Raw genomic sequence first — 26,049 nt, forward strand, 5'->3', positions numbered from 1 at the left:
AAGCTTTAGGGTTTCCCCAGTATTCCACTCAGGTTTGCGGTCCAATTTGCCGTTAATGCAGAGTTTTGCCGACGCGCCCGATAACTGTTCAGCAAAGGAAAACGCGCCGCGCGACTATGCGAAAAATGTGCGGTGCAAGCGTCGGCGCAGCGTCGGAAGATGCATTTCACGGCGTTACACTGAGCCGATCGCCGCTTTCTTTTTAAAACGAAGCCGACCGATGCAGACACCTCTCGATCACACGCAGGCGTCGCTGTCTCAGGCTTTTGCGACGCTCGCGGAGAACACCCGGCGGCAGCGCGTCGTTTATCTCGTGACCATCGCGTCGTTGATGGCGGTCGTCGCGATTGCGGCGCTGCTGCTTGTCGTGCTTACCGCATCGACTCATCTCGACTATCGCGCCGCGCTGGTCAATCAATACGCGTCCGACGTGGCGCTGAAGCTGAATCTCCAGGTGTCGTTCCTGCGCCGCACGGCGCTCAGTCTCGCGCACGAGCGCGAGCACGGCGGCGTGTCGCGCGATACCGGCTGGCCGCCTGCTAGCGTTGAAGCCGCGATCCGTCGGACCGGCGCAGCCAGCGTCGATACGGCCACCGGCGCGGCGCGTTTCGATCTGCTGATCGGGCCGTCCACGCAGCGCGAGTGGAGCCCGTCGCTGCGACCGCAGTTGCAGCGGCTGGTGGACGTCGGCGAGTCGGCGGTCGAAACCCAGCGCGCGTTCAATCTCAACTATCGCGCGACGATCGTGGGCTTGACCGAGGATTACGCACTGTTGACGCCGTCGGTGGGCATGTCGTTCGACGCCGCGCAAACCATCGAGAGCCTGCGCGGCACCTTGCTGCGCGAGTTCCTGAAGCAAACCGGCCGACGCGTGCCCCGGCCCGGCGAATATGTATCGCTGGGCCCTTATATCGATCCGCTGCTGAAGGTGCCGGTGATGACGGCGGTCACTGCGGATTACGGCAACGACGACGGCAATCCTGATGGCCAACCCGTCGCCCACGGCGAGCCGCTCGCGCTCGTCGCGATGACGATTCCGGTCAGCGTGTTTGCCGCACAGCTATCGCGCCCCGCATCGGGCGGGAGCCTGTTGTTGATCGCGCCGTCGCAGCGTCTTGCGCTGAGTTCGCCGCCGCTCGCGCCCGACGTCGAACGCCGTTTGCTCGCCAACGCGCTGGATGCGCACGCCACCACGAGTCAGTCGCGCAGTCATCGCTATACGCGCGACGGCGCCATGCAGATCGCTCCGCTCGCGCCCGGTTTCGGCGCGCTGGCGGGCGTGCTGCCGTGGCCCGCGCTGTTCGCCGCGCTCGCGTGGCAGCTGGCGGTGATCGGCGCGCTGGCGCTGTGTCTGCTGATGGCAATCGTGGTGATGGCGCGCGTGTGGGGGTTGCGTCTGCTGCATCGAACCCACGACGAAACCGCGCGCGCGCTCGAAAGCGAGACGATCAATCATGTGCTGGTCAGCGCGACGCCGATCGGTTTGTGCATCGTGCGGCGGCGCGATTATTCGGTGCTGACCGCGAACGCGAATGCCCGTGCGCTGTTGCATCTCGGGCCCGACGCGCAACGCCTTCCCGCGCATATCGTGGGCGCGCTCGAAGGCCAGTTGCCGTCCGCCGACGACGCGTCCGCGCTGGCGAAAATCGCGGTGGCGACCGTGCGTGCGCTGCCCGATTCGCCGGTCGCAGAGACTCCGGGTCTTCCGTCCCGCGAGGCCGCGAGCACCATCGCCGATGCGCAATATCTGCAACTGACCTGCGCCGTCGCGCGTCATGCGGGCGAAGACGTGCTGTTCTGCGCGATTCTCGACATCAGCGCACAGCACGCGCTGGAGCAAAGCCTGCGCGATGCGCGTGCGGGCGCGGAAACGATGATCCGGGTGCGCTCGACGTTTTTCGCGGCGATGAGCCATGAAATCCGCACGCCGCTGAACGCGCTGCTCGGCAATCTGGAACTGCTGCAACGCGCGCCCGGCCTCGACGCGCACGAAACGCGGCTGCGTTCGCTCGGCGTTGCGGCGGATGCGCTGAGGCGCATCGTCAACGACATACTCGATTTTTCGAAGATCGACGCGGGCGAAATGAAGCTGATCGACGAGACGTTCCGTCCGATCGACGAACTGGAAAACCTCGCGCTGTCGTATGCGCCGATGTCGGCGGACCGGCCGGTGCGGTTCTACGCGCACTTGTCGCCGACGCTCGACAGTGCGGTGCGCGGCGACCGGACGCGAATCGCGCAGATCGTCAACAACCTGTTGAGCAACGCATTCAAATTCACGCCGACCGGCAAGATCACGCTGAACGCCGAGCTAGCGCCCGGCGTTGGCGGACGGGCCGTGCTGACGTGTCGGGTGCGCGATACGGGAATCGGGATGGACCCGCCGCTGGTCGCGCGCATCTTCCGGCCTTTCGTGCAGGGCGACAGCGTCAAAAGCGGCGACGATGCGTCGGGCGATGCGGCGCAAGCTGTGCCGCGAATCGGCGGCACGGGACTGGGCTTGTCGATTTGCGCGCGATTGAGCGAACTGATGGGCGGCCGGATCGACGTGGAGAGCGTCGCGGGTGTCGGCAGCGCGTTTATCGCGTCGATTCCGCTCGATCTCGCCAGCGCGTCAGACAACGCTTCGGACAACGCTTCGGACAACACGTCCGACGCCTCCGTTGCGCCGCTTGAATCGTCGCCGCAGACGCGCGGTCGTGTGCTCGCGCTGTGTCAGGAGCGCGAATCGGGTCAGATACTCGCGGCGTGGCTGAGTCGCGCAGGCTGGCGTGTCGATGGCGTCGGCACGCCGGACGCGGCATCGGAGCGGTTGCGCGTCGGCCGTCCGGATGCGTTGGTCGTCACCGGCGAATTTCCGCTCGATGTCGTGACCGGCTTGCGCGAAGCGGGCGCGGTCGGCGCGGTCTGGATCACGCGCAACGGACCGCTGCGTCCGGCGGCGTGCCGCGACGGCGTGTGGGAAACCGGCGAATTCAGCCATCGCGCGATTCTGTCTGCGGTCGATCTGGCTGCGTCGGGCGCGGGTCCGTCTACGGCCGCAGCGTTGCCGGAAAGCGAGCGGCGCAGCGACGCAACCGCCATCCCAACCCCGGCCGCGACCGACGATAGCGCATCGTTGCCGCTGCGCGGCCTCGCGGTGCTGGTCGCCGAGGACAATCCGCTGAATCAGGCGTTGATCGCCGAGCAACTGGCGGCGCTCGGTTGCGAATCCACGGTGGTCGGCGATGGACAGCAGGCGCTCGTCGCGCTGGAACGGATCGAAGTGGATCTCGTGCTGACCGATGTCCACATGCCGGTGATGAACGGCTACGCGTTGCTCGACGCATTGCGCGACACGCATCCCGGTTTGCCCGTGTTCGCGTATAGCGCCGTCAGCGATCATCTTCAGCCGGGCGAATGGCGTCAGCGGGGATTTTCCGGCTATGTCGCGAAGCCGGCGTCGCTGAAGGAACTGGAGAACGCGCTCGGCGCGCTCGCGCTCGACGCCGACAGCGGCGATCCAGGCGACGTGGAAAACGTGGAAAACACCGCGCAAGCGCCCGACGCAAAACCTGCGCCGCCGATCGTCGCGGACAAGGCGCGCTATGTCGAGATGCTGAAAGCGCATCTGACCACCGACCTGCCGAGGCTGTCCGGCATCATCGACGCGCACGACCGTGCGGCGTTACGCGATTGGGCGCACAGCGCGGGCGGCGCGTTCCTGATCGTCGATGAGCCGGATTTCGCGCGACGGTGCCGCGATCTGCAACGCCTGAGTCAGACCAGCACGCAATGGAGCACCGCGATCGAAGCCGATGCGGTCGGATTGCACGACGCCTTGCGCGCGCATTTCAGCATCGACACCGCGTCGCTCGATTGATTGCTCATACGAAAAGCCACGCCCGTTGTGGGTTTGCGCCAGGCATCGGTAAGCCTTGCGCTATAAACAAAACCCGCTGATCGTCCGTAAACCCATGAAGCAGCGCTGTGGGACCGCTTTGGACAATTTCGCCCCGGCGCATGCGGCAACATGAACGGCAGGACTTTTTTTCATCACGCGATTCTCGCGACGCCGGCTGTCGGCGACATCGGGATGACGCCGGCTATCCGCGCGTCGCTGTTGTCACGGCTGTTCGAAGACCGGCAATCGCTGATCATGGCGGCGGCTGCGAGCGCGTTCGTCTCGCTGATCGCGCTGATCCGTCTGCATCAAGCGTGGGCGGCAGCGTGGTTCGCGATCGATGTCGGCTTGACGGCGGCGCGGCTCGGACTCGTGCACGCGTATTGGGAACAACGCGCGCAATCGGGCGCAGAGCAGGCGGCCACGAGTGCCGCGCGCTATGCGCCGCTCGCGCTGGCGGCAACCGTGTTGCTGGGCCTGGGTGCGTGCGCGTGCGTGATGTCCGGCGATTCCGGACTCGACACGGTCGCGATCATGGTCGCGGCCGGCACGTTGGGCGGCATCGCGTCGAAAAACGCGGCGTTGCCGCGTCTCGCGAAGACGCAGATTTGCCTCGGCGCGATCCCGATCGCGCTCGGCGCACTGTTCGCGCCGCACACCACCTACTGGATTCTGGTGCCCCCGTTGTTTCTGTACGTCGCCGGAATGGTGTCGATCGTGCGACGGCATTACGAAAGCCTGGTCGCGCTGATGACCGCCGAGCAGAAGCACGCGCGACTCGCCGCGCAGTTCGACGCCGCGCTGACGCATATGCCGCAAGGCTTGTGCACCGTCGACGAAAGCGGCTACGTGCAGATCGCCAACTCGCGCACGGCCGAACTGTTCGGCGCGAGATCCGACGCGATGCGGCTGAACACGCGTTTCCCCGAATTCATCGGACAGCTCGCGCGGACCACACTGGGCGGTACGCTGCGATTGCAACTCGTCGCGCGATGCGCGGCCTGGCTCAGCGGACGGTTCGCGCCGCTCGACGTGCAGCTCGACGACGAGCGCCAACTGGAAATGACGCGCAATCCGGTGCCGGACGGCAGCACGGTGATCATCATCGAGGATGTCACCGAGCGGCGGCGGGCAGAACAGAAAATGTTGCACTGGGCACGGCACGATCCGCTGACCGGCCTGCCGAACCGGCGCGACTTGAGGGGACGCGTCGAGCGTTTGTTGTCGCTGGAGGCGGCGCACTACGATCCGCAACTCGCGTTGATGTATCTCGACCTCGACGGCTTCAAGAACGTCAACGACACACTCGGCCACTATGCCGGCGACGAGGTGCTGAAAAGCGTCGCGGGGCGTTTGGCGAAGACATTGCGCAAGGACACGACCGCCGCGCGGATCGGTGGCGACGAACTCGCTGTGGCGATGGAGCAGGCCACCGGACAGGCGTGCATCGCGCTGGCCGAGCGGATCATCGCGCGGTTGTCGGCGTCGTACACGCTGTCGGATGGCGCGACGGCGCGAATCGGCGTCAGTATCGGGATTGCGTTCGCGACGCGCGGCGAGTCGTTCGAATCGCTGCTGAAGCGGGCCGACGAAGCGTTGTATGCAGCAAAAGCGGCAGGAAAGGGCACCTACCGGTTCGCATCGTCGGAGGCGTTGGACGAAGCGGACGAACCAAGACTTCCATAAGATCAAAAGCATGAAAATGAACCTGGGGCGCCTCAAACATCTGTTCGACGATGCGTCGACGGGCGGCGCGCGATCGTCGAATCGCGACGCGCCGCGCAATCGCCGTTTCCTCGCTTTCTTCGTCAACTGGTATGCGGGCGGCCGTTCGATCGGCACGCTCGGCGCGGTGCTGACGGCGTCCGGCGCGTTCGTTGCGGGCGCGCTGTGCGTCTGGCTGCAACTGTGGACGAAGTTTCCATCGACCGTGCCGCACGGCGTGCGCGTCACCGGCATCGCGGTGCTCGCAGCGGGCACTTTTCTGGCGGCCTATTACCGGCATGTCGGCGAACGGATTCGTCGTACCGCCGCGATGACGCTCGCGAGCGCGCTGCTCGACACCAACCGCGAATGCATGAAGCTGCTCGATCTCGACGGCCGGATGCTGCGCATTTCCGAGCACGGCGCGAAGCTGATGGATGTGGCGTCGCCGCAAGACATCACGGGCGCCGACTGGCTGGGTTTCTGGCACGGCGTGGACAGCGTCGCCGCGCACGCGGCGTTCAACGGCGCGCTGGCTGGCGAGCGCACCGCGTTTCGCGGCGTCTGTCAGACCATGCGCGGCACCGCCAAAACGTGGGAGTCGCGTCTGAGCCCGATCGAGGACGAAAACGGCACGGTGATCGCGGTCGTGTGCGCGTCGTCGGATGTGTCGGCGCAGGCCGCGCTGATCGACCAGTTGCGCTCCAAAAGCGAGTTGATGTGCGAAATGGAATTGCACATGCCGGTGGTGTTCTATTCGTACAGCGCGAACTACGATCACTTCCACTACATCACCGCCGGCTGCGAGCGCCTGTTCGGACTCACGCAAAAGGTGTTTCAAACGACGCCGTCGGCGTGGCTCGATCTGGTGATGCCGGACAGCGTGTCGCCGGTTTTGCGCGAAATGCACCGGATCGTCGCGGAAGGCACCGACGGCAAGGTGCAGTACTGGATCAAACGTGACGGCGAGGAACGCTGTCTGCGCAGCACGGGTTTTCCGATTCGCGATGCAGCGGGCAAGGTGCTGCGCGTGGTCGGTATCACGCAGGACGTGACGGGCGAGCAGCAGCGGATCATCGAGCTGGACCGGCTTGCCTATACGGATTCGCTGACAGGACTGGCGAATCGCGCCGCGCTGTTGCGCGATATCGAGCGGCGCTGCGCCGCCGGGATTCCGTTCGGTTTGCTGTTCGTCGATCTCGACCGCTTCAAGGTGTTGAACGACACGCTCGGTCACGTGGCCGCCGATCATCTGCTGAGGAAGGTCGGCGACGTGATCAAGGCCGCGCTGCCTGCCGATGCGTTTATCGCACGGCTCGGCGGCGACGAATTCGCCGTGCTGGTCGATTCCGCGACCGATCGGCCCGGCTTCGAGCAGATTGCGCAGACCTTGCTCGCGGAACTCGCGCGCACCCGTCTCGAAGACCGGACGGGTGTGTACATGACGGCGTCGATCGGGATTTCGCAATATCCGGAACACGGCGCCGATCACGAAGCGTTGCTGAGCAGCGCCGATGTCGCGATGTACGCAGCGAAGAAAAACGGCCGCAACGGCTTTCGTTTCGCGGGCAAGGAAGCGGCCGAAACCATCGGCGATTTCGAACTCGAACGCGACTTGCCGGAAGCGCTCAATTCGAACCAGTTCCTGTTGCACTTCCAGACGATCCACGAGACCGGATCGCTGTGCGTGCAAGGCACCGAGGCGCTGATCCGCTGGAATCATCCGACTCGCGGGCTGATTCCGCCCGGCGTGTTCATTCCGATTCTCGAAGAGACCGGCTTCGTCGCGGATGTGGGCGTGTGGGTGCTGAACAGCGCGTTGCAGCAACTGGCGGCGTGGCGGCGCGCGGGCGCGATGGAACTGGGCATTTCGGTGAACGTGTCGGCGCGGCAACTCGGCGGCGACATGATCGTGCGACAGGTCGAACGTGCGTTGCACAAGCACGGCATTCCGCCCGGCAAGCTGGAAATCGAACTGACCGAAACGGCGCTGATGCAAAACCCGCAGGAAGCGCGCAAGGCGATCGTTGCGCTGAAACGGCTTGGCGTGCGGATCGCCATCGACGATTTCGGCACCGGCTATTCGAGTCTCAAATATCTCGCGGATTTTGCGCCGCATACGCTGAAGATCGACCGGCATTTCACGTCGAAAGTCGCGCACGATGCGGCGACCCAGTCGATCGTCGAAGGCATCGTCGGACTGTCGCACCGTCTGGAGATCAAGGTGATCGCCGAAGGCGTCGAGGAAGAGGCGCAACTCGACATCTTGCGCAAGGTAAATTGCGACTATGTGCAGGGTTATCTGCTGAACCGGCCGCAACCGGCCGCGCATCTCGACGAACTGATCGTCGCGCGCGATTACGCGGGCCTGCTGACGCGCCGGGATTGAGCCCGGACAGGCGGCGTTGCGGCGGCGCGGCCTGCGCGTGAGCGAAGTTCGCGAAACAGGAAGCCGCTATGATGTCACTGCGGCAAGCGCGGCAATTCGACGCGCATGCCGCGATCCGATAACCGGCCCGACGCGCGATCTGTGAGCAGGAAGGCGTCTCGGGCTTTCGTGCATGGCCAGACAATGAACACTGATTTTGATGCAGTCTCGATTCAGCAACTGATGCTCGCAGACGTTGCGCAACTCGATGAACTGCCTTTCGGCGTGATCGGATTTGCACCGGACGCGATCGTGACCGTCTACAACGCGACGGAATCGAAGAACGCGGGCTTGAGTCAGTCGCGCGTGGTCGGCAAGCACTTCTTCGACGAAGTCGCGCCTTGCATGAACAACTTCATGGTCGCCCAGCGTTTCGACGACGAACCCACCATCGACGCGGTGATCCCGTACGTGCTGACGCTGCGTATGCGACCCACGCCGGTGCGTCTGCGTCTGCTGAAAGCACCGGACGCCGGCACGCGCTACGTGCTGGTCGAGCGGCGGGTGGCAGGGTGAGCGAGTCGGCGGCCGAAGCGGACGGCATCGACGGCGAGTCGGATTACGAGTCGCTGCTGTCGTTTATGTATCTGTCGCCGGTCGGCATCGTGCGCAGCAACCGCGCGGGTCAGATCGACATGATGAATCCGCTCGCCGCGCAGTTGCTGATGCCCATCGCAAGAGCCGGCAACATCCTGAACCTGTTCGACGGGCTGGCGTCGGTCGCGCCGGAATTGCGCAATCTCGTCGATAGCTTCGGCGCGCCGCGTGGCCGGATCTGTCAGAACCATCGCGTCTATGTGACGCCGGACGAGCGTCGCGTGTCGGTGCTCGCGTGCTCGATCATCAAGATCAACGCCGACATGCTGATGACGGTGCTGACCGATATTTCCGAAGAAGTCGCGGCCGAGCGGCGCGCCCGTCAGACCGAATCGTGGCTGTCGGGCATCTACGCGACCGTCAACGATTTCGCCTTTTTCACGCTCGACGCGAACGGCTGCATCGATACCTGGAACGTGTCTGTCTCGCGGATGACCGGCTTTACCGAAGCCGACGTGATCGGCCAGTCGCTGAACCGGTTTTACGTGCCGGAAGAGGCGGCGCAACATCCGTTGCCCGAGCATATGGCGCTGACGCGTGACGAAGGCTGGCACGTCGAGGAATGCTGGTGCGAAACCAAAGGCGGACGGCGTTACTGGGCGCAGATTCTCGTGTCGGTGCTGAGCGAGGACGACGACGATTTCTCCGGTTATTCGGTGGTGATTCGCGATGTCACCGAGCGCAAGGTCACGAGCGACAACCTCGCGCGGCTGTTGAGCACCGATCATCTGACCGGCGCGCGCAATCGCGCGCATTTCTTCGAGACAGCCGAAGCCGAAGTGGCGCGTGCGCGGCGGCGTGACCGGCCGCTATCGGTGGTGATGTTCGACGCCGACCACTTCAAGCGCATCAACGACACGGCCGGGCATCAAGCCGGCGACGACGTGCTGAAGCGGATCGTCGCCGAGGCGAAAGGCGTGCTGCGCGCGTCGGATATGGTCGCGCGGCTGGGCGGCGAGGAGTTCGTGCTGTTGCTGCCGGGCACCACGGTCGGCGAGGCGGCGGTGATCGCCGGACGGCTGCGGGCGGCGATCCACCATGCGCAGTTCGAAACGGCCGCGGGACCGCAACGGGTGACGATCAGCGCGGGCGTGTCGACGCTGCGCGGCGAGCGGATGACGGTGGAAGGCATGCTGGCGGCCGCCGATCGCGCGCTGTACGACGCGAAGCGCGCGGGGCGCAATTGCGTGCGGATCGGGAGCGATGACGCGGGCGATGCGCGGTAGCGTGCGTGGTTGCGGTTGCGCTGTGCGTGACGATCGCGGCTGCGGGTATCGGCGTTATTGCGACGGCGACTGGCTCGACGGCTGAAGCGACGGCCCGCTGCAAATGATTGCGGTCATCAGAAGCGGGGTGACTTCGCGCGTGTCGGCATCGATGCCGGCTGATTTCACCCGCTGCGTCACCTTGTCCATCGACCCCGACACCACCACGCCATAGACCGGATGCGAGAGCGGCTCGCCCGAGCCGGGTTTGAACATGTCGTCGCCCTGTTCGTAACCGACGACCGCATACACACGAAATCCGAACGCGGTCAGCTTCGTGCCGCGCACCGGCCGGAATGCATTCACCGAGTTCTTTTCGACGCGCATCGGTTTGGGCTCGATCACCGCGTCGGTCAGCAGCGAGGAAATGAACGTGTGCGCGTTGGATTTGCAATCGAGATGGGCGTCGAGTTCCTGGGCGTCTGCAGCGGCAGGACACGTGCCGAGGCCGATGAGCGCGGCCGCCGCGAGCGTGGAGGGGAGGCGTTTTTTCATGGCGTTGGCCGGCGGCCGCTCCGGACGGAAGGCTGTGATGTGGCGAGGCGGCGGGATGCATGCCGGGGGAGCTGGGTTAATCGTAGCAGAGGTGGAGGTGGGGTGTTTGCTGGATGTTCGGGCCAGGTTAAGTGTTCTGTTGGGAACGGTTTTAAGATTTAAATGTTCTAATCGGACCGGTTAGAGCTTATTTAATTGATTGCCTGAAATGTTGCCTATAATCATTCTTATGGGAACGAAATCAACAGATAATCGTGCTGAACAGACCGTTCAGAAACCTGAAACGCGTGCTTCGTTCGACGCGCCGCTGCCGGTGGCTCGCGCTATGTCCAAGCTTGGCGCTGATCTGTCGCTCGCGCGTCGGCGACGCCGCATCTCGCAGGCGTCGATGGCGGCCCGAATGGGGGCCTCGGTTTCAACGGTCCGACGGATGGAAAAGGGAGATCCGCGTATCCCGGTTCATTTCATCGCGCGCGCGTTGTACGTGCTTGGCGAAATCGACTCCCTCGCGGGCTTACTCGATACGACACGTGACGAAATAGGACTGACCTTGATGGACGAACAGGTTCCAAAGCGCGCACGTCGCAAGAAGCCCAAAGGCGACGACACACCAGGTGCGTTATGACGGCGACGAAGCCCACGCGAGCCGCGCAAGGGGCAGTCTCGGTCCAGGTGGCGGTATCGTTGGGGCAGGCGGGCATTCCGGTGGGACAGCTCTCGTACGTCAAACAGAACGCGCGTGAACATACGAGCTTCGTCTACGAGACGACGTGGCTCAACGACACCGGCCGCTTCGAGATTTCGCCCGACTTGCCGCTCACACCGGACCGTCGGTTTCGCAAAGCGCCGACGAAAGCCGATTCCCCGTTTCCATTCGCGCTCGCCGATACCGAACCCGATGCGTGGGGGCGACGGGTCATCATGCGGGCGCACGCGAAGCGTCGCAAGAAAGACGCGACGCTTGCCGCGCTCAACGCGCTTGATTTTCTGCTGGCGGTCGACGACTTCAGCCGACTCGGCGCGCTCCGGCTTCACAACGGCAAGGGCAGCTACTACCAGACCATCGAGGAAGGCCGGCGCAAGACACCGCCCATCGTCGAACTGGAGAAAATGTATGTGGCCACGCGAGCCGTCGAGAAAGGCGAGGAGTCCGAGCAGGACCTCAAGTATCTGATGGGCAAGGGCACATCGCTCGGCGGAATGCGGCCCAAATGCACGCTGCTGGATATCGACGGCACGCTCGCGTTGGGCAAATTTCCGAGCGTGACGGACGAGCGCGATGTAACCCGCGGTGAAGTGCTTGCGCTCAAGCTGGCGAAAGCGGCGAGCATCACCACGGCCGAGGCGCGGATCGTCGAACTCGATTCGACGCCGGTGGCGGTTATCACGCGTTTCGATCGCGGCGTCAAAAATGGACGAATTCCCTATTTGTCGGCGAGCTCGATGCTCCAGGCATCGCGCCATGACGAGCATAGTTATTTCGAAATCGTCGACGCTATCCGGGCACGCGGCGTCCGGCCCGTAGAGGACATCGTGGAGCTATGGCGCCGGTTGGTGTTCAATCTGCTGATCACCAATACGGACGACCACCTGAATAACCTGGGTTTCCTGCACGTCGCAGATGGACTGTGGCGGCTCGCCCCCGCATTCGACGTCAATCCATTTCCCGACCGTGATCGGGAATCCAGGACGTGGTTATCCGAGGAAACCGGCCCGATCACCGATGTCGACATGTTGCTCGACCATGCCCAGTATTTCGGCCTCACCAATGAAGCCGCGCGCGCGATCCTCGGCGAAGTGCGGCAGGCGGTCCGGAATTGGCGTGCTGTCGCGTTGGGCCCCGAAGTGGGTATGTCGCACAGGCAGCTTGCCGCGTTCGCACCCGCCTTCGAGCACGACCAAACGTAACGCGGCCCGGCTTTTATCCCAAAGCCGGGCCGCGTCGTGACTGCTCAACACTTCGTTACGTCACCAGCGTCAAACAATCCCGGTCGCGTAATACACACCAATCACAAAGAACACCGCCATCGTCTTGATCACCGTCACCGCGAAAATATCGCGGTACGACTCGCGGTGCGTCAATCCCGTCACCGCCAGCAACGTAATCACCGCGCCGTTGTGCGGCAGCGTATCCATCCCGCCGCTGGCCATCGCGACCACGCGGTGCAGCACTTCCAGCGGGATATGCGCGGCATCCGCGCCTTTGATGAACAGGTCCGACATCGCCGCCAGCGCGATACTCATGCCGCCCGACGCCGAGCCGGTAATCCCCGCGAGCGAGCTCACCGAGACAGCCGCATTGACGAGCGGATTCGGAATGCTCTTCAACGCATCGCTGACGACGATAAAGCCCGGCAGCGCGGCAATCACGCCGCCAAAACCATATTCCGACGCCGTATTCAGCGACGCCAGCAACGCGCCGCCGACCGCCGCTTTCGTGCCCACGGCAAAACGCTCGCGCACACGACCGAAGGCCGTCAGCACCACCAGCACGATACCGAGCAGCAACGCGCCTTCGACGGCCCAGATCGCGACCACGGTTTTGATCGGCGTCGTGACCGGCGCATGGATGCCGGGCAAGACGTCGGACGATACCGTGTACGACGCGCCGTACCAGACGGGAATCATTCGGGTCAGCACGAAATTCGCGACCCCGACCAGAATCAACGGTGCGACCGCCAGCAGCGGATGCGGCAGATTCGTCGATGCGACGCGCTCCGGTTCGTTCACCAGCGACGTGCCGTAGCCTTCACCGGTAGCCATCGCCCGGCGACGTCGCCATTCGAGAAACGTCAGGCCGACCACGATGATAAACACCGAACCGATCACGCCCAACCACGGCGCGGCCCATGACGTCGTCTTGAAAAACGTCGTCGGGATGATGTTCTGGATTTGCGGCGTGCCCGGCAACGAATCCATCGTGAACGAGAACGCGCCGAGTGCGATCGCGCCCGGCATCAGCCGCTTCGGAATGCCGCTCTGGCGATACAGCTCCGCAGCGAACGGATATACCGCGAACACCACGACGAACAACGACACGCCGCCGTAGGTCAGCAACGCGCACACCGCGACGATCACCGCGTTCGCCCGCGAGCGTCCGATATAACGGATCGCAGCCGCGACGATCGACTCGGAAAAGCCCGACAGTTCGATCACCTTGCCGAAGACCGCGCCGAGCAGAAACACCGGGAAATACAGCTTCACGAATCCGACCATCTTGTCCATGAAGATGCCGGAAAACACCGGCGCAACCGCCGACGGCTCCGTGAGCAACACCGCGCCGAGCGCGGCGAGCGGCGCGACCAGAATCACGCTGTAGCCGCGATACGCGGCCAGCATTAGAAACGCCAGGGCGGCGAGGACGATGACAAATGACATTGAGTCTCCATGCTTGGTTGTTCTACGTTGTCCCTACGTTGCAGCAGTGCTGCGGCGGCATGTCTTATGTTTAGCTCGCGCTGCGAACGATTGTACATAAATGTCTCAATAACGGGACGAGCGACGCTTCGCATTCCATCATAACTAGAGAAAACCCCTACGTTTCAAGGCTGATTTGACGTGTCGAACGTCTCCACATTGAGATAAGCTGTCTACAAAACGAGACAACACCATAACGATAAAACGGAGACGAAGTCAGGATGATGAATGACTGGGCGGGGCTGCCTGCCGCTTACAGCGACGTGCTGCGGCGCGCGATGGATTCGTTGTTTCGAACGTTCGAGAATTTCAGCGAAGGCACATTCATCGTCGATGCGGATGCGCGCGTCGTGTGGATCAATAAACGCTATGCAGCGCGTTTCGGTTTCGCCGATCCGCAGCAGGCGATCGGTCGAGATTGCGAAGCGGTCATTCCAAACAGTCTGATGCGCGAAGTCGTCAAAAGCGGCAAGCCCATTTTGCTCGACATCATGGAAACGGATCGCGAACCGCTGGTCGTCACGCGTCTGCCGCTGAAAGACGATGCGGGCGCGACGGTCGGCGCGGTCGGCTTCGCGTTGTTCGATGAACTGAAAGCGCTGACGCCGCTGTTTTCCCACTATTCGCGCGTGCAGCAGGAATTGATCGCGACGCGGCAATCGCTTGCGCAGGCGCGTCGGCCGGGGAAATCGTTCGCGAGTTTCGTCGGCACCAGCGCAGCGAGCCTCGAAGTAAAACGCCAGGCGCGACGCGCGGCGCAACTCGATTCGCCGGTCCTGCTATCGGGCGAAACCGGCACCGGCAAGGAATTGCTGGCACACGCGATTCACGGCGCGTCGTCGCGCGCAACGCAGCCGCTCGTCGTCGTCAATCTCGGGACGATTCCCGAGGCATCGCTCGAAGCGGAGTTGTTCGGCACGGCGTCGGGCGCGCTCGACAGTGCCGCGCGAATCGGCAAGTTCGAACGCGCAGCGGGCGGCACGCTGTTTATCGATGAAATCTCCGACATGTCGTTGCCGTTGCAAGGGAAACTACTGCGCGTCCTGAACGACGGCGAATTCGAATTGCCGGACTCGAACCGGCGCGTTCGCGTGGACGTGCGGATCATCGCGGCCACCACCGTCGATCTCCACGCACGCGTCGCCGACGGACGTTTTCGCGCGGATCTGTTCTATCGTTTGAATGTGTTGACGATTCACGCGCCGCCATTGCGCGAACGCCTCGCCGATATCGAATCCCTCGCTTACGCGACGCTCGAAGAGCTGGCCGCGCGCTCCGGCGTCAACAGTCATGTCGAATTGCAGGATGACGCGGTGCGTTTGCTGTGTGCCTATTCGTGGCCGGGCAACGTCCGCGAGTTGCGTAACACGCTGGAACGGGCGGTGATGTTGTCCGATAGCGAGCGGATCGACGCCAGGGCGTTGGCCACGTTTATCGGACCCACGCGAGGCGCCGCGCGCGATGCGGTGCTGGCGGCCGCGCGGCGCGGCGAGCTCAATCCCGGCGCAGAGGGTGACGCTCTCGTTACCAGTTTCGCTCACGCTCCCGCTGGGACGATGAGCGCGTCGGCGGCGTTGGACGATGCGAGACCGGTCGAGGTCGATTCGCCGCAATCGTGGTCGGATGCGATGGCGGCGTTCGAAAAACGCTTTATCGACGATGCGTTGCGGGCGTGTGGCGGACGCGTTGTCGAAGCGGCGGCGCGCATCGGCATGGGACGTGCGACGCTTTATAAGAAGATCGCTGCATACGGAATCGAAGTCTGATTCGCGATGCGGCGCGGTTTTCGTCGGAGGCGACGCATGAAAACCTGGGCGATAGCGGGCGTGCTGCTGGTGGCGAGCGCGGGAGTTTATGCGCAACAACTCGCGGCGGGGGCGGGGACGGGGGCGGCTCCGGCTTCTGCTTCGGCTTCTACGGCGGTCGAGCGCAAGAACTGGTTCAACGATCCATTCTTCGCTGTGTCGCGCGATATCGCGGGTTGTCCGGTGCCGCTCGGGCCATTGATGACCAAGGCGCAAATGGACGACGACGCGCACTATCGCGTCGAACGCGGCACTACGTGCTGGCTCGCGCATGAGTGCTCGAAGCCGAATTCGTATCTGTACGACGCGCCCATCGCCGACGCGATCCGCGCGCACTTCGACGCACAACATGCATTCGCCGGCACCAGTCTATGGATCACCATCCAGCGACGATTCGTCTACGTGGAAGGCTGCGCGCCCAAAGCCTTCGATCAGGCCGAACTGCACCGTCAACTCGAAGCGATTCCGGACGTCGAGCAGATTTTTATCCGCATCACCGACGATCCGCATGGCGGCGCCGGCAAGCCGCTGCCCTATAAAACGCTGGCCGCGCCCGATTGAGCGCGGCGCGACTGCGCTATTGCTTTGGTCGTTCAAACGCCGCGTGTACGTCCGTTGACTGCCCGTAAGGCGAGCGTGGCACAATCGCTTTCGTCGAAAAAACAAGAAAGCGATCGGGGTATTCAATGAAACGCAGTTATTCCTTCGCCTTGCGCACGGGCTTCGTGGCGCGATCTTTCGCGGTTGCCGCACTGGCGGCAATGGGTGCATGCAGCAGTGCGCCGCCGCTGTTTCTGCCGGACGGCCGGGCGACCACGCTCGTCCAGTGCCCGAACGGATCCGATTCCTGTCAGCAACAGGCGCGCGCCAAATGCGGCGGCGATTATGACGTTATTCAGCAATCGACTGAAAATGGCACGATCAGTCTTATTTACGCCTGCCGCGCAAAATAAGATTATCCGGCTGAATTATCGGCTAAATAGTCAGCGTAATAGAAATGGCGTTCGGCTCTGCTGAACGCCATTATTATTTGTGGTGCATCTGCTCCATAGCTCGCGCGCAGAAAATGCCCATTTCCGATCGTCGTTTGATGCGCGTTTGAACAGCAATTCATCTGATGAAACGACACGCAGTATTTGATAAATGGCTGCAGCGTTTTACGATTTATCGTACTCGCCGTTTATTTAATTGAAAGCCCCGTGGCGCAAGGCTGCGCGGCCTGTCGGTGCGCTGGCACACAGACAGCATGTTGCACTGGCTTTACCGTGTCACTCGCGATGTAACTAAGTTTATCGGAGTATGAAAAATTTTCCGAAGCAACAGTTATAATCAAGTGCGCAGGCAATAATTTCCCATAATAAAATGACCGCACATTAGCGGCACGATTTATGCTTTTCAACAAGCTCAAATGCGCGTTTCCCGGGGAGACTGATGAATCACCATCAACTGGAAAAAGATATTGAACATCTGGAACACGTAATCTCGCATCTCAGCGCTGAAGACCGTATTCCTTTGTCGTATTGGCGTGGGCGGATTGAATCCGTGCAAGGCGCGAGTCTGGTGCCGTCGCAGGCGCAACGCGTCAAACGTCTGAATGAAGCTTTGCGGGCGCTCGAAGCCACCCGCAGTCGTAGTCCAGTCAGCATGGGCGTCCGGTAACGTTCGGGCTTTAGTGTTCGCACGTTACGTAGCATCGCTGCTAGTGGTATTGGGGCTGCGCGTAAGTCGTCTATGGCCGTCGGCAGGTGCCGGCGGTCGTGAGTGTTGCGAGCCGGCATTCGTCGGCGTGACTGGACCCTGCACGCCACCCTCAGGACAACCGATGCAGACAGCAGGCTTCTCGCCGACGCGGCTCACCGCGTTGAATCATGCAATGCAACGCTATGTCGATAGCGGCGCGGTATCCGGTGTCGTGACGCTGGCCTGGCGGCGCGGCGAGATCGGCCATTTCGACGCGCTCGGCTGGCGCGACGATATCGAACGTCTGCCGATGGCGCGCGACACGCTGTTTCGCATCGCGTCGATGACCAAGCCGGTCACCAGCGCCGCCACGATGATGCTGATCGAGGCAGACAAACTCGCGCTCGACACGCCCATCGCACAATGGCTGCCCGAACTCGCGTCGTTGCGCGTGCTGAAAGAGCCGGCCGGCCCGCTCGATCAAACCGAGCCGGTGCGCGTGCCGCCGACCATTCTCGATCTGCTCACACATCGCGCCGGTTTCGCCTACCACTTCACGTCAACCGGACCGATCGCCGAAGCGTATTCGGCGACCTTCAACGGCATCGAATCCGACGGCGGCAACGACGCGTGGCTGCAACGCGTCGCGGCGTTGCCGCTGTTGTTCCAGCCCGGTTCGCGCTGGCACTACGGCATTGCAACCGACGTGCTCGGTCTGTTGATCGAGCGCGTCAGTGGATTGTCGCTGGGCGAGTTTTTCCGCACGCGCATTTTCGAACCGCTCGGTATGCGCGACACCGCGTTCTGGGTGCCGTCCACGCATCTTTCGCGGCTGGCCACCGCGTACGGCATCGCGCCCGGCACCGAACGGCGCGTCATCGAAGACCATCCCGCGCAGAGTCGCTGGGCGAATCCGGCGCGCTTCCAAAGCGGCGGCGGTGGACTCGTATCCACGGCGTACGACTATCTACAATTTGCGCAGATGTTGCTCGGGCGCGGTCGGGTCGGCGCGGCGCGATTGCTGTCGCATCGCTCGGTCGACCTGATGCGCACCAACTTCCTGAGCGCCCGCCATCGCCGCGTGCCGGCGTTCGGGTACAGAGTGTGGGCCGGCCAGGGTTTCGGACTCGGACTGTCGATCGTCGACGATCCCGCGCAGCAGTTGCCGCTCGGTTACCGGTCGATGGGATCGTTTGGATGGCCGGGCGTCTTCGGCACGAGCTGGTTCGCGGACCCGGTCGAGCAGATGATCGGATTGATGATGATCCAGCGCCGCTCGATCGAACCGTTTCCGATGGCGCGCGATTTCGAACGGCGTCTATACGATGCCATTGACGACTAGGCCGCAATGAATCAGACCACCCAACCGATCTCCGAGCCCATGCCGGTCCCCACAGCACTTTTCGAAACTGTCCTGGAGACACCATCTATGGCCACTTACAAGCAATTGACCGCGCAGCTTGAAAAGCTGCAAAAGGAGATGGCGTCGGCACGCGAACGCGAGGTCGCGCAGGCGATCGCCGACATTCGCCAGCAAATCGATGAATACGGCATCACGGCCGAAGAACTCGGCTTTGTCGAGAAACGTCCGGCGCCGCGCCGGGCGGTGTTGCCGCCGAAGTACCGGAATCCGAAAACGGGCGAGACATGGAGCGGGCGAGGCCGCGCGCCCGGCTGGCTGGCGGGCAAGAATCGCGAGCGGTATCTGATCAATGGCTCGGGCGAGCAGTGAATCGAGTAGCTGGGCGGCGCGTGCAACGCGCGTCGTTCCGGGTATCGGTGATGCCGCGCATGTGATGCTGGGCACCGTTGGCCGGGCTCCCGAAAATGCTCACCTTTGACGCCGAACGTGACGTTCGGATCGCTCGTTGCGCCCGATCCCCGTCGTGAGTGGTTCGATTGTCGAGATCCGCTGAAGATGCCTTCCGACGCTTGCGCCGACAGAGGCATCGCAACCTGGTGCGACGTCCACGGGGTTGCCGCGTTATCGAAAAACCCTTTGTAGACAAGGCCTGCGCTGCGCAGCGGGCCGGACTGTCAGCCCCTTTAGTTCGCTCGCGTGAACCAGACGCGATCCATTGCCCGACGCATCGATGCCCTTCCGCTTCCGTTCATCGACGGCTGAACGCGCGAGCGTATTCGGCTCGTCGGCGCATTTGAAACCCTGCTCCTGAAAACCCTCACCTTTGATTCCGCACAGCATCAATGCTGTGCCGGTCATGCTTCCGCGCGCTCCCGACGAACGCCAGATCGGTCTTCATTTCGATAATCGAAATCCTCAATGGCAGTCGGAAAACCCCTACGCATTTAAGACTCATCCTAAGGACCGCGGAAGATGGGGTTACTAGTATTTAAGCGTGTCCTGAACGTTGTATGAGCCTCTCGAAACGGGCGACTGGTTATCGAATGCGTCTGGCATTCGAATAGCCACGGACACACGACGTTCGGTGAATTGACCGAGTCGTCGTCCACATTGAACAGCATTTTTTTGATACGGAGCAATCACTATGAAGTCTCTTTTCCCCTCGATCGCTGTCGTTGGTTTGATGAGCCTTGCGTCGGTTGCGGCGCATGCGTCAGACGGCACGATCACTATTACTGGCACGGTGTCGGATTCGACGTGCTCGATCAATGGCATAGCGAGCGGTGACCATTCCGACAAGACGGTCGTTCTGCCGACGGTTACCGCTGGTTCTCTGGCATCGGCTGGCGCGGTTGCCGGTAAGTCGGGCCCATCCGATATCGTGTTTTCGCTAAGCGGCTGTACCGGTTCGGCAACCAAGGCCGTTGCACGTTTCGAGAACGGTCCCACTGTCGATCAAGGATCGGGCTATCTGAACAATCAGGCAGAGACGGGTGGCGCGAAGAATGTGCAAGTGAGTTTGCTGAATGCGTCGATGCGACCGATCAACATCGCGACCGGCGAGAACAACGACCTCGCTTCGAACGGCGCGACCATCACCGGCGGCGCCGCTGAGGTGAAATATTTTGCCCAGTACTACGCAACCGGCAAGGCCGAAGCCGGCGCAGTCGAAACATGGGCTCAATACTCGATGCAATACCAGTAATCAGCAGTCTGAGGCGTTCGCTCGGGCGAACGCCTCTTAAACGGCCGTATTTCTAGAATGGAATAAAAGGTGGATGTCATGAAGGTGCTTGGACGAATGGCGGTAAGTGTTGGTTTTGCATGTGCGCTGCTGGTCGGCAACGCACATGCAAGCGTGACGATCGGCGCAACGCGTGTTGTCTACCCCCTCGACCAGCGGGAAGTGACGATCAAACTGAATAACGATAGCCGGGAGCCGTCGCTGGTGCAGGTCTGGATGGACGAAGGCAACGCCGATGCGAAGCCAGGCGAAGTGAAGGTGCCGTTCGTGATCACGCCGCCGATTTTCCGAATGGAGGCGCAGAAATCGCAGACATTGCGCGTGATTTACAGCGGCGAAGCCGTACCGCAGGATCGCGAATCGGTTTACTGGCTGAACGTGCTCGACATTCCGCCGAAGGCTGCGGCAAAGGCTGAAGTCAACACGCTGCAGATGGCGTTTCGCACGCGGATCAAAGTATTCGTGCGGCCGGCGAAGTTGCCCGGCAAGCCTGAAGAGGCACCGTCGCGGCTCAGCTGGAAGATCGTGCCGTCGCCGGACGGCAACGGGCATGCGCTGAGCGTAACGAATCCCACGGCTTATCACGTTTCGTTTAGCGAAGTCGATGTAGTCGGTAGCGCGAACACATTCCGGAACGAAAAGGGTGGAATGGTCGCGCCGCACGCGACGGAAATCATTCCGGTCGCCACATTGACGACCGTCCCGCAAGGCGCGACGGTGCATTACACCGCCATCAGCGACTACGGCGGCCAACTGGCCGGCGACGCACCTCTCGGTCAATAGCGGACACACCCTCACGGGTCAGTTTCAGGGCCGCTGCGCCCTGTCCGTCTCTCCCTCAACGCCCTCCCGCGCGCGTCGCTTTCGCCACGCGCTGGGCCAAGTCGCGCCTGCTGTTCGTCCACGAGAAACCGGTCGGATCATGAAACGCTCAACTGAAGTCCTCACGCACCGTCGAGCCAGTAGTCAGGCTTTATCGTGCGGACTGAGTCCTGTGTCCCTCGTTGTCATGGCGGCTTTCGGCACGATGGGCGGTGTGCACGCGGCGGAGATCGCGCCACAAACGGCGCCTGTTGCGTTCAATACGACGTTCTTGCAGACCAGCGGCGTGGGGAGCGTCGATTTCGCGCGGTTTGCACGCGGGAATGTCGTCTCGCCGGGTGTCTATCCGGTGGATATCTGGCTGAATGGCGTGCGCGTTGCGCAAGAGGACATCCGCTTTGTCGCGCCGCGTGAAGGCGAATCCGCCCGGGCCTGTTTGCCGGATGCGCTGCTGAGGCGTCTCGGCGTGGATTTCGCGAAAGTATCGCTGGACAGCCCGCAGGCGGCGGCAGATCGCACGACGCGCCACGATGTTGAAAACGGGGCGAACCGACGCGATGCCGACCTTGCCGGCAGCGCATGCGTCGATCTGACTTCGGTTGTGCCGGACGCATCGGTCGACTTCGACTTCGGCGAGCAGAAGCTCAACCTCAGCGTGCCGCAAAAGTACATGACCACGGCTGCCCGTGGTTACGTGCCGCCGGAAATGTGGCAAGACGGCGTGAATGCGGGCTTTATCAGCTACAACGCGAACGCCTATCGTACGGCAGGGGCCGGCGTTCATTCGACGAACAGCTATCTCGGCTTGAACGCGGGCCTGAATCTCGGCGCGTGGCATTTTCGGCATCAATCGTCGGTGTCGGCGGGGACTGGCCAGAAGACGCAGACCGACAATATCGCGACGTATCTCCAGCACGATCTGACGAAGCTGCGTTCGCAGGCAACGCTGGGCTATGCGAACACCACCGGCGATGTCTTCGACAGCGTGGCGTTTCGCGGTGCTCAGATTGCCACCGACGATCGTATGCTGCCGGAGTCGTTGCGTGGCTATGCACCGATCGTGCGTGGCGTCGCGGAATCGAACGCACGCGTCACGGTTCGTCAGAATGGCCAGGTGATCTACGAAACGAGCGTGTCGCCGGGTCCATTCGAAATCAAGGATCTTTACGCAACCGGTTATAACGGCAACCTCAACGTCACTATCACCGAGGCGGATGGCCGCACGAAGACGTTCAGCGTACCGTACGCGTCGGTGGCGCAGTCGCTGCGCCCGGGCACCACCCGTTTCTCGGTGACGGCCGGTCAGTTACGCAATCAGAACCTCGAAGACAATCCAAACTTCACGCAGTTCACCATCCAGCGCGGCCTCACCAATCTGTTGACAGGGTACGGCGGCGCGGTCGCAGCGAACGGTTACATGGCCGCCAACCTCGGCGTTGCCTTGAATACACGATACGGCGCATTTTCGACGGACGTGACCGGCGCGCAAACGCAAGTGCCGGAACACGGCTCGATGCGCGGTACGAGTCTGCGAATCGGTTACAGCAAGTTCATCGATCCGACCAATACGAACGTGGCGATCGCTGCGTACCGGTTCTCCACGGCCGGTTACCTGAACCTCGCGGACGCGGCGTCGGTACGCGACATCGCGAAGCGCGGCGGCGACATCGATTCCGTGTTTCGCGAGCGTGCCCGCGTTCAGATAACGGTCAATCAAAACTTCAAATCCGCGGGAACGGTGTTTCTGTCCGCGTCGACACGGCAGTACTGGAATCGCGGCGGGAGCGACACGTTTTATCAGGCCGGGTACACGAACAGTTTCAAATACGGCACTTACAGCCTGACCGCGAGCCGCACGCGCGACATGAACGGTCGGCCGTCGAGCGAATACTTCGTCAGCACGACGATTCCGCTAGGCCACAGCCAACACGCACCGCTGTTGACGACCACTCTGTCGCACAGCACGAACGGCAGCAGCACTGCTCAGGCAAACGTCAGCGGTTCGCTCGGCGCCGACAATCAGTTCTCTTACAACGGCTACGGCTCGTACGCGCACAGCGGCGGCGATAGCGGCAATATGGGTGTGAGCGGCGTGTATCGATCGCCGTATGCGCAACTGAGCGCGTCTGCAAGCGGCGGCTCGGGATCGAGCCAGGTGTCGGTTGGTGTCAGCGGGAGCGTAGTCGCCCATCCGGGCGGCGTGACTTTCTCGCAGACCGTCGGCGATACGTTCGGCATCGTGGAGGCGCCGGGTGCAGCGGGCGCGAAGATCAGCAGCGCGGCGGGGGTGAAGGTGGACGGCCGGGGTTATGCGGTAGTGCCCTATCTGACTCCTTACGGGATGAATACCGTCGACATCGACCCCAAGGGCACGTCGACGGACGTGGAGTTCGTGTCGACGTCGGAGCAGGCCGTGCCGCGTCTCGGCTCGGTGGTGCTGCTCAAGTACAAAATGGTGAGCGGTCGCGCCGCGCTGGTTCGCGCGCCGTTGCTGGGCGACCAGGCGCTGCCGTTCGGCGCCGACGTGACTGACGAAGCGGGTCATACCGTCGGCGTGGTCGCGCAGGATAGCCGGATCTTCGCGCGCGGGCTGGAAAACAAGGGCTCGCTATTCGTGACGTGGGGCGAGGCGGCGTCGGAGCAATGCAGGATCGATTACGTGATGCCCCGGAAAGCCGCGAACGCCGCCGACGTCTATACGTCGATTGAAGGACACTGTCTGACGGGCGACGCCGCCCACGCCGTGAGCCCCGCAGGTTCCAGCCAGGCTGATGACGCTTCGCGGGCACGCGCAAATTAGGGCGCGGACGGGGAGGGGCCGCGACGCGTCGGTCCAGGCGTGCCGCTCGAAGTGGCTCGCCGCCGCCGACGCCACCTTTTTCGCCGTACGTCGGCGATCCGGATTGCCCGAGCGCAGCGGGGATTGCTCAGGATTCAACGGTCAACGGTTTCCGACGACTGTCCCCATGACGTGTATCATTCGTGTCCTGCGCTGTTCTGCGCCGGCAATTCCCGCTTTTTCGAACGCTTGTGCGTAACCTGCTCCTCGCGTGGCGCCGCCACTGCCTCAGCCGGGTTCACGTTGCGATCCTGCAATTCGCCGTCGCTTCGCGCCACGCGCGGTCAACTGGAACACGCCGTTCCGCCGATCGCCCGATCCTCTATTCGTGACCGCCAGTATCGATGTCAGTTTCCGAACTCAAACGCCGCCGCACGTTCGCGGTCATTTCCCACCCGGACGCGGGCAAAACCACGCTTACTGAAAAGCTGCTGCTGTTCTCGGGCGCGATTCAGATCGCCGGTACCGTGAAGGGCCGCAAGAGCAACCGCTACGCGACGTCCGACTGGATGGAGATCGAAAAGCAGCGCGGCATTTCCGTGGCCAGTTCGGTGATGCAGTTCGAATACGGCAACGCGGTGATCAACCTGCTCGACACGCCGGGCCACGAAGACTTTTCCGAAGACACGTACCGCGTGTTGACGGCGGTCGATGCCGCCGTGATGGTGATCGACGGCGGCAACGGCGTCGAAGCGCAAACGCTCAAGCTGCTCGAAGTGTGCCGCAGCCGCAAGACGCCGATCGTCACCTTCATCAACAAGCTCGACCGCGAAGTGCGCGAACCGCTCGATCTGCTCGACGAAATCGAACAGCATCTGGGCGTGGCCGCGATTCCGTTCACGTGGCCGATCGGCATGGGCAAGGACTTCCAGGGCGTCTACGACATCCAGCGCGACCAGGTTCGCGTGTTCCGCGCCGGTCAGGACACCGCTGGCGGCGAGGTCGAAACGCTGCACGCGTTGACCGACGAGGAAGGCGAGCGCCGTTTCGGTCCGGCCTGGGTCAAGGCGAAGGAAGAGATCGACCTGATCACGGGCGCCACGCCGGCATTCGATCGCGACCAGTTCCTCGCGGGTCAGCAATCGCCGGTGCTGTTCGGCTCGGCAATCAACAACTTCGGCGTGAAGGAAATTCTCGACGCGCTGGTCGATCTCGCGCCGCCGCCGTCGGCGCGCATGACCGTTCAGCGTCCGGTATTGCCGGAAGAGCCGAAATTCACCGGCGTCGTGTTCAAGGTCCAGGCCAACATGGACCTCGCGCACCGCGACCGCGTTGCGTTTATCCGCGTGTGCTCGGGCCATTTCGAGCGCGGCATGGCGCTGAAAGTCACGCGTTCGAACAAGACGTTCCGCGCAAACAACGTCGTGACGTTCCTGTCGCAGCGCCGTGAAACGGTCAGCGAGGCGTATCCGGGCGACATCATCGGTATTCCGAATCACGGCACGCTGAGCCTCGGCGACACGCTGACCGAAGGCGAACTGCTGCAATTCGTCGGTCTGCCGTTCTTCGCGCCGGAAATTTTCCAGACGGTCGAAGTGGTCGATCCGATGCGCTCCAAGCAACTCGGCGAAGCGCTGAAGCAACTCGGCGAAGAAGGCGCGATTCAGGTATTCCGCCCGGACGGCGGCGGCCTGACGATTCTCGGCGCAGTCGGTCAACTGCAGTTCGAAGTCGTGTCGCACCGGCTTTCGACCGAATACAAGGTCGACGTGCGCATGGCGTCCGCCCGCTACCGCATGTCGCGCTGGGTCACCTGCGACGACGCAGGCGAATTGCGCCGCTTCCTGAACTCGTACGCCGCGCGTATCGCGTTCGACGCGTCCGACGCGCCGACGTACCTCGCGTCGCACGTTTCGGAAATCGAAGTCGCCCAGAAAGCGTGGCCGAAGATCGTCTTCAACGAGTTGCGCGAGCATTCCGGCGCGCCGTTCAAGAAAGCCATGTAAGCGACAGGACGCGCGAGCTGCGACTCGCCGTGCGTATCGTGTTTGACGAAAGGCCGCGTTG

The 26,049-nt window shown here is 62.7% G+C and carries 19 protein-coding genes; 17 read left to right on the forward strand and 2 right to left on the reverse strand.

The genetic code is table 11. The annotated features are described in order from the left end of the window. Positions 1–220 precede the first annotated feature (220 nt). The 5 genes from PW947_RS07500 to PW947_RS07520 all read left to right on the forward strand — a co-directional run bounded on the left by PW947_RS07500 (position 221) and on the right by PW947_RS07520 (position 9,838). Entirely contained in the window at positions 221–3,862 is a 3,642-nt protein-coding gene (locus tag PW947_RS07500; protein WP_299630499.1) for an ATP-binding protein, read from the forward strand. Between the two features lie 150 nt (positions 3,863–4,012). Next, positions 4,013–5,569, forward strand: coding sequence for a sensor domain-containing diguanylate cyclase (locus PW947_RS07505; protein WP_299630501.1), 1,557 nt, complete (start codon positions 4,013–4,015; stop codon positions 5,567–5,569). Positions 5,570–5,579: 10 nt separating this feature from the next. Beyond that, entirely contained in the window at positions 5,580–7,976 is a 2,397-nt protein-coding gene (locus PW947_RS07510; protein WP_299630503.1) for an EAL domain-containing protein, read from the forward strand. Positions 7,977–8,159: 183 nt separating this feature from the next. Further along, entirely contained in the window at positions 8,160–8,531 is a 372-nt protein-coding gene (locus PW947_RS07515) for a PAS domain-containing protein (protein WP_299630504.1), read from the forward strand. Further along, the gene (locus PW947_RS07520; protein WP_299630505.1) at positions 8,528–9,838 is read left to right on the forward strand and encodes a sensor domain-containing diguanylate cyclase; all 1,311 of its coding nucleotides are present in this window, start codon (positions 8,528–8,530) and stop codon (positions 9,836–9,838) included. Before PW947_RS07515 ends, PW947_RS07520 begins: the two co-directional genes overlap by 4 nt. 54 nt (positions 9,839–9,892) lie before the next feature. On the opposite strand, the gene PW947_RS07525 is transcribed toward PW947_RS07520, so the two are convergent. Next, the gene (locus PW947_RS07525; protein ID WP_299630506.1) at positions 9,893–10,372 is read right to left on the reverse strand and encodes a hypothetical protein; all 480 of its coding nucleotides are present in this window, start codon (positions 10,370–10,372) and stop codon (positions 9,893–9,895) included. A 325-nt stretch (positions 10,373–10,697) separates the two neighbouring features. On the opposite strand from PW947_RS07525, the gene PW947_RS07530 reads away from it, so the two are divergent. Further along, positions 10,698–10,997: a helix-turn-helix transcriptional regulator gene (locus tag PW947_RS07530; RefSeq protein ID WP_299630624.1), complete on the forward strand. Its 300-nt coding sequence runs from the start codon at positions 10,698–10,700 to the stop codon at positions 10,995–10,997. Then, positions 10,994–12,280, forward strand: coding sequence for a type II toxin-antitoxin system HipA family toxin (locus PW947_RS07535; RefSeq protein WP_299630507.1), 1,287 nt, complete (start codon positions 10,994–10,996; stop codon positions 12,278–12,280). The genes PW947_RS07530 and PW947_RS07535 overlap by 4 nt, the downstream gene beginning before the upstream one ends. Before the next feature lie 69 nt (positions 12,281–12,349). Here PW947_RS07535 and PW947_RS07540 read toward each other — a convergent pair whose 3' ends face one another. Then, on the reverse strand, positions 12,350–13,750 hold the full coding sequence (locus tag PW947_RS07540; protein ID WP_299630508.1) for a GntP family permease: 1,401 nt from the start codon (positions 13,748–13,750) through the stop codon (positions 12,350–12,352). Positions 13,751–14,010: 260 nt separating this feature from the next. Here PW947_RS07540 and PW947_RS07545 point away from each other — a divergent pair, with 260 nt between their 5' ends. The 10 genes from PW947_RS07545 to PW947_RS07590 all read left to right on the forward strand — a co-directional run bounded on the left by PW947_RS07545 (position 14,011) and on the right by PW947_RS07590 (position 25,988). Beyond that, complete coding sequence (locus PW947_RS07545) at positions 14,011–15,555, forward strand: sigma 54-interacting transcriptional regulator (protein ID WP_299630509.1); 1,545 nt, start codon at positions 14,011–14,013, stop codon at positions 15,553–15,555. A 36-nt stretch (positions 15,556–15,591) separates the two neighbouring features. Continuing rightward, positions 15,592–16,155 (forward strand): BON domain-containing protein, encoded by a 564-nt coding sequence (locus PW947_RS07550; protein WP_299630510.1) that lies wholly within the window; start codon positions 15,592–15,594, stop codon positions 16,153–16,155. 125 nt (positions 16,156–16,280) lie between these two features. After that, a complete protein-coding gene (locus tag PW947_RS07555) occupies positions 16,281–16,547 on the forward strand; it encodes a hypothetical protein (protein WP_299630511.1) in 267 nt (88 codons plus the stop codon). 478 nt (positions 16,548–17,025) lie between these two features. Continuing rightward, on the forward strand, positions 17,026–17,253 hold the full coding sequence (locus PW947_RS07560; RefSeq protein WP_299630512.1) for a hypothetical protein: 228 nt from the start codon (positions 17,026–17,028) through the stop codon (positions 17,251–17,253). Positions 17,254–17,416: 163 nt separating this feature from the next. Next, positions 17,417–18,616 carry a serine hydrolase domain-containing protein gene (locus PW947_RS07565; protein WP_299630513.1) on the forward strand — a complete coding sequence of 400 codons (1,200 nt, stop codon included), beginning with the start codon at positions 17,417–17,419 and terminating at the stop codon, positions 18,614–18,616. An 87-nt stretch (positions 18,617–18,703) separates the two neighbouring features. Then, positions 18,704–19,006 (forward strand): H-NS histone family protein, encoded by a 303-nt coding sequence (locus PW947_RS07570; protein WP_299630514.1) that lies wholly within the window; start codon positions 18,704–18,706, stop codon positions 19,004–19,006. 775 nt (positions 19,007–19,781) lie between these two features. Further along, positions 19,782–20,342, forward strand: a complete 561-nt coding sequence (locus PW947_RS07575; RefSeq protein WP_299630515.1) for a fimbrial protein — start codon at positions 19,782–19,784, stop codon at positions 20,340–20,342. Positions 20,343–20,438: 96 nt separating this feature from the next. Next, entirely contained in the window at positions 20,439–21,164 is a 726-nt protein-coding gene (locus PW947_RS07580) for a fimbria/pilus periplasmic chaperone (protein ID WP_299630516.1), read from the forward strand. Positions 21,165–21,375: 211 nt separating this feature from the next. Further along, a complete protein-coding gene (locus tag PW947_RS07585; protein WP_366146099.1) occupies positions 21,376–24,003 on the forward strand; it encodes a fimbria/pilus outer membrane usher protein in 2,628 nt (875 codons plus the stop codon). A 383-nt stretch (positions 24,004–24,386) separates the two neighbouring features. Then, the gene (locus PW947_RS07590) at positions 24,387–25,988 is read left to right on the forward strand and encodes a peptide chain release factor 3 (RefSeq protein ID WP_299630518.1); all 1,602 of its coding nucleotides are present in this window, start codon (positions 24,387–24,389) and stop codon (positions 25,986–25,988) included. Positions 25,989–26,049 lie beyond the last annotated feature (61 nt).

The organism is Paraburkholderia sp. (assembly GCF_028283785.1).
Classification (GTDB): domain Bacteria; phylum Pseudomonadota; class Gammaproteobacteria; order Burkholderiales; family Burkholderiaceae; genus Paraburkholderia.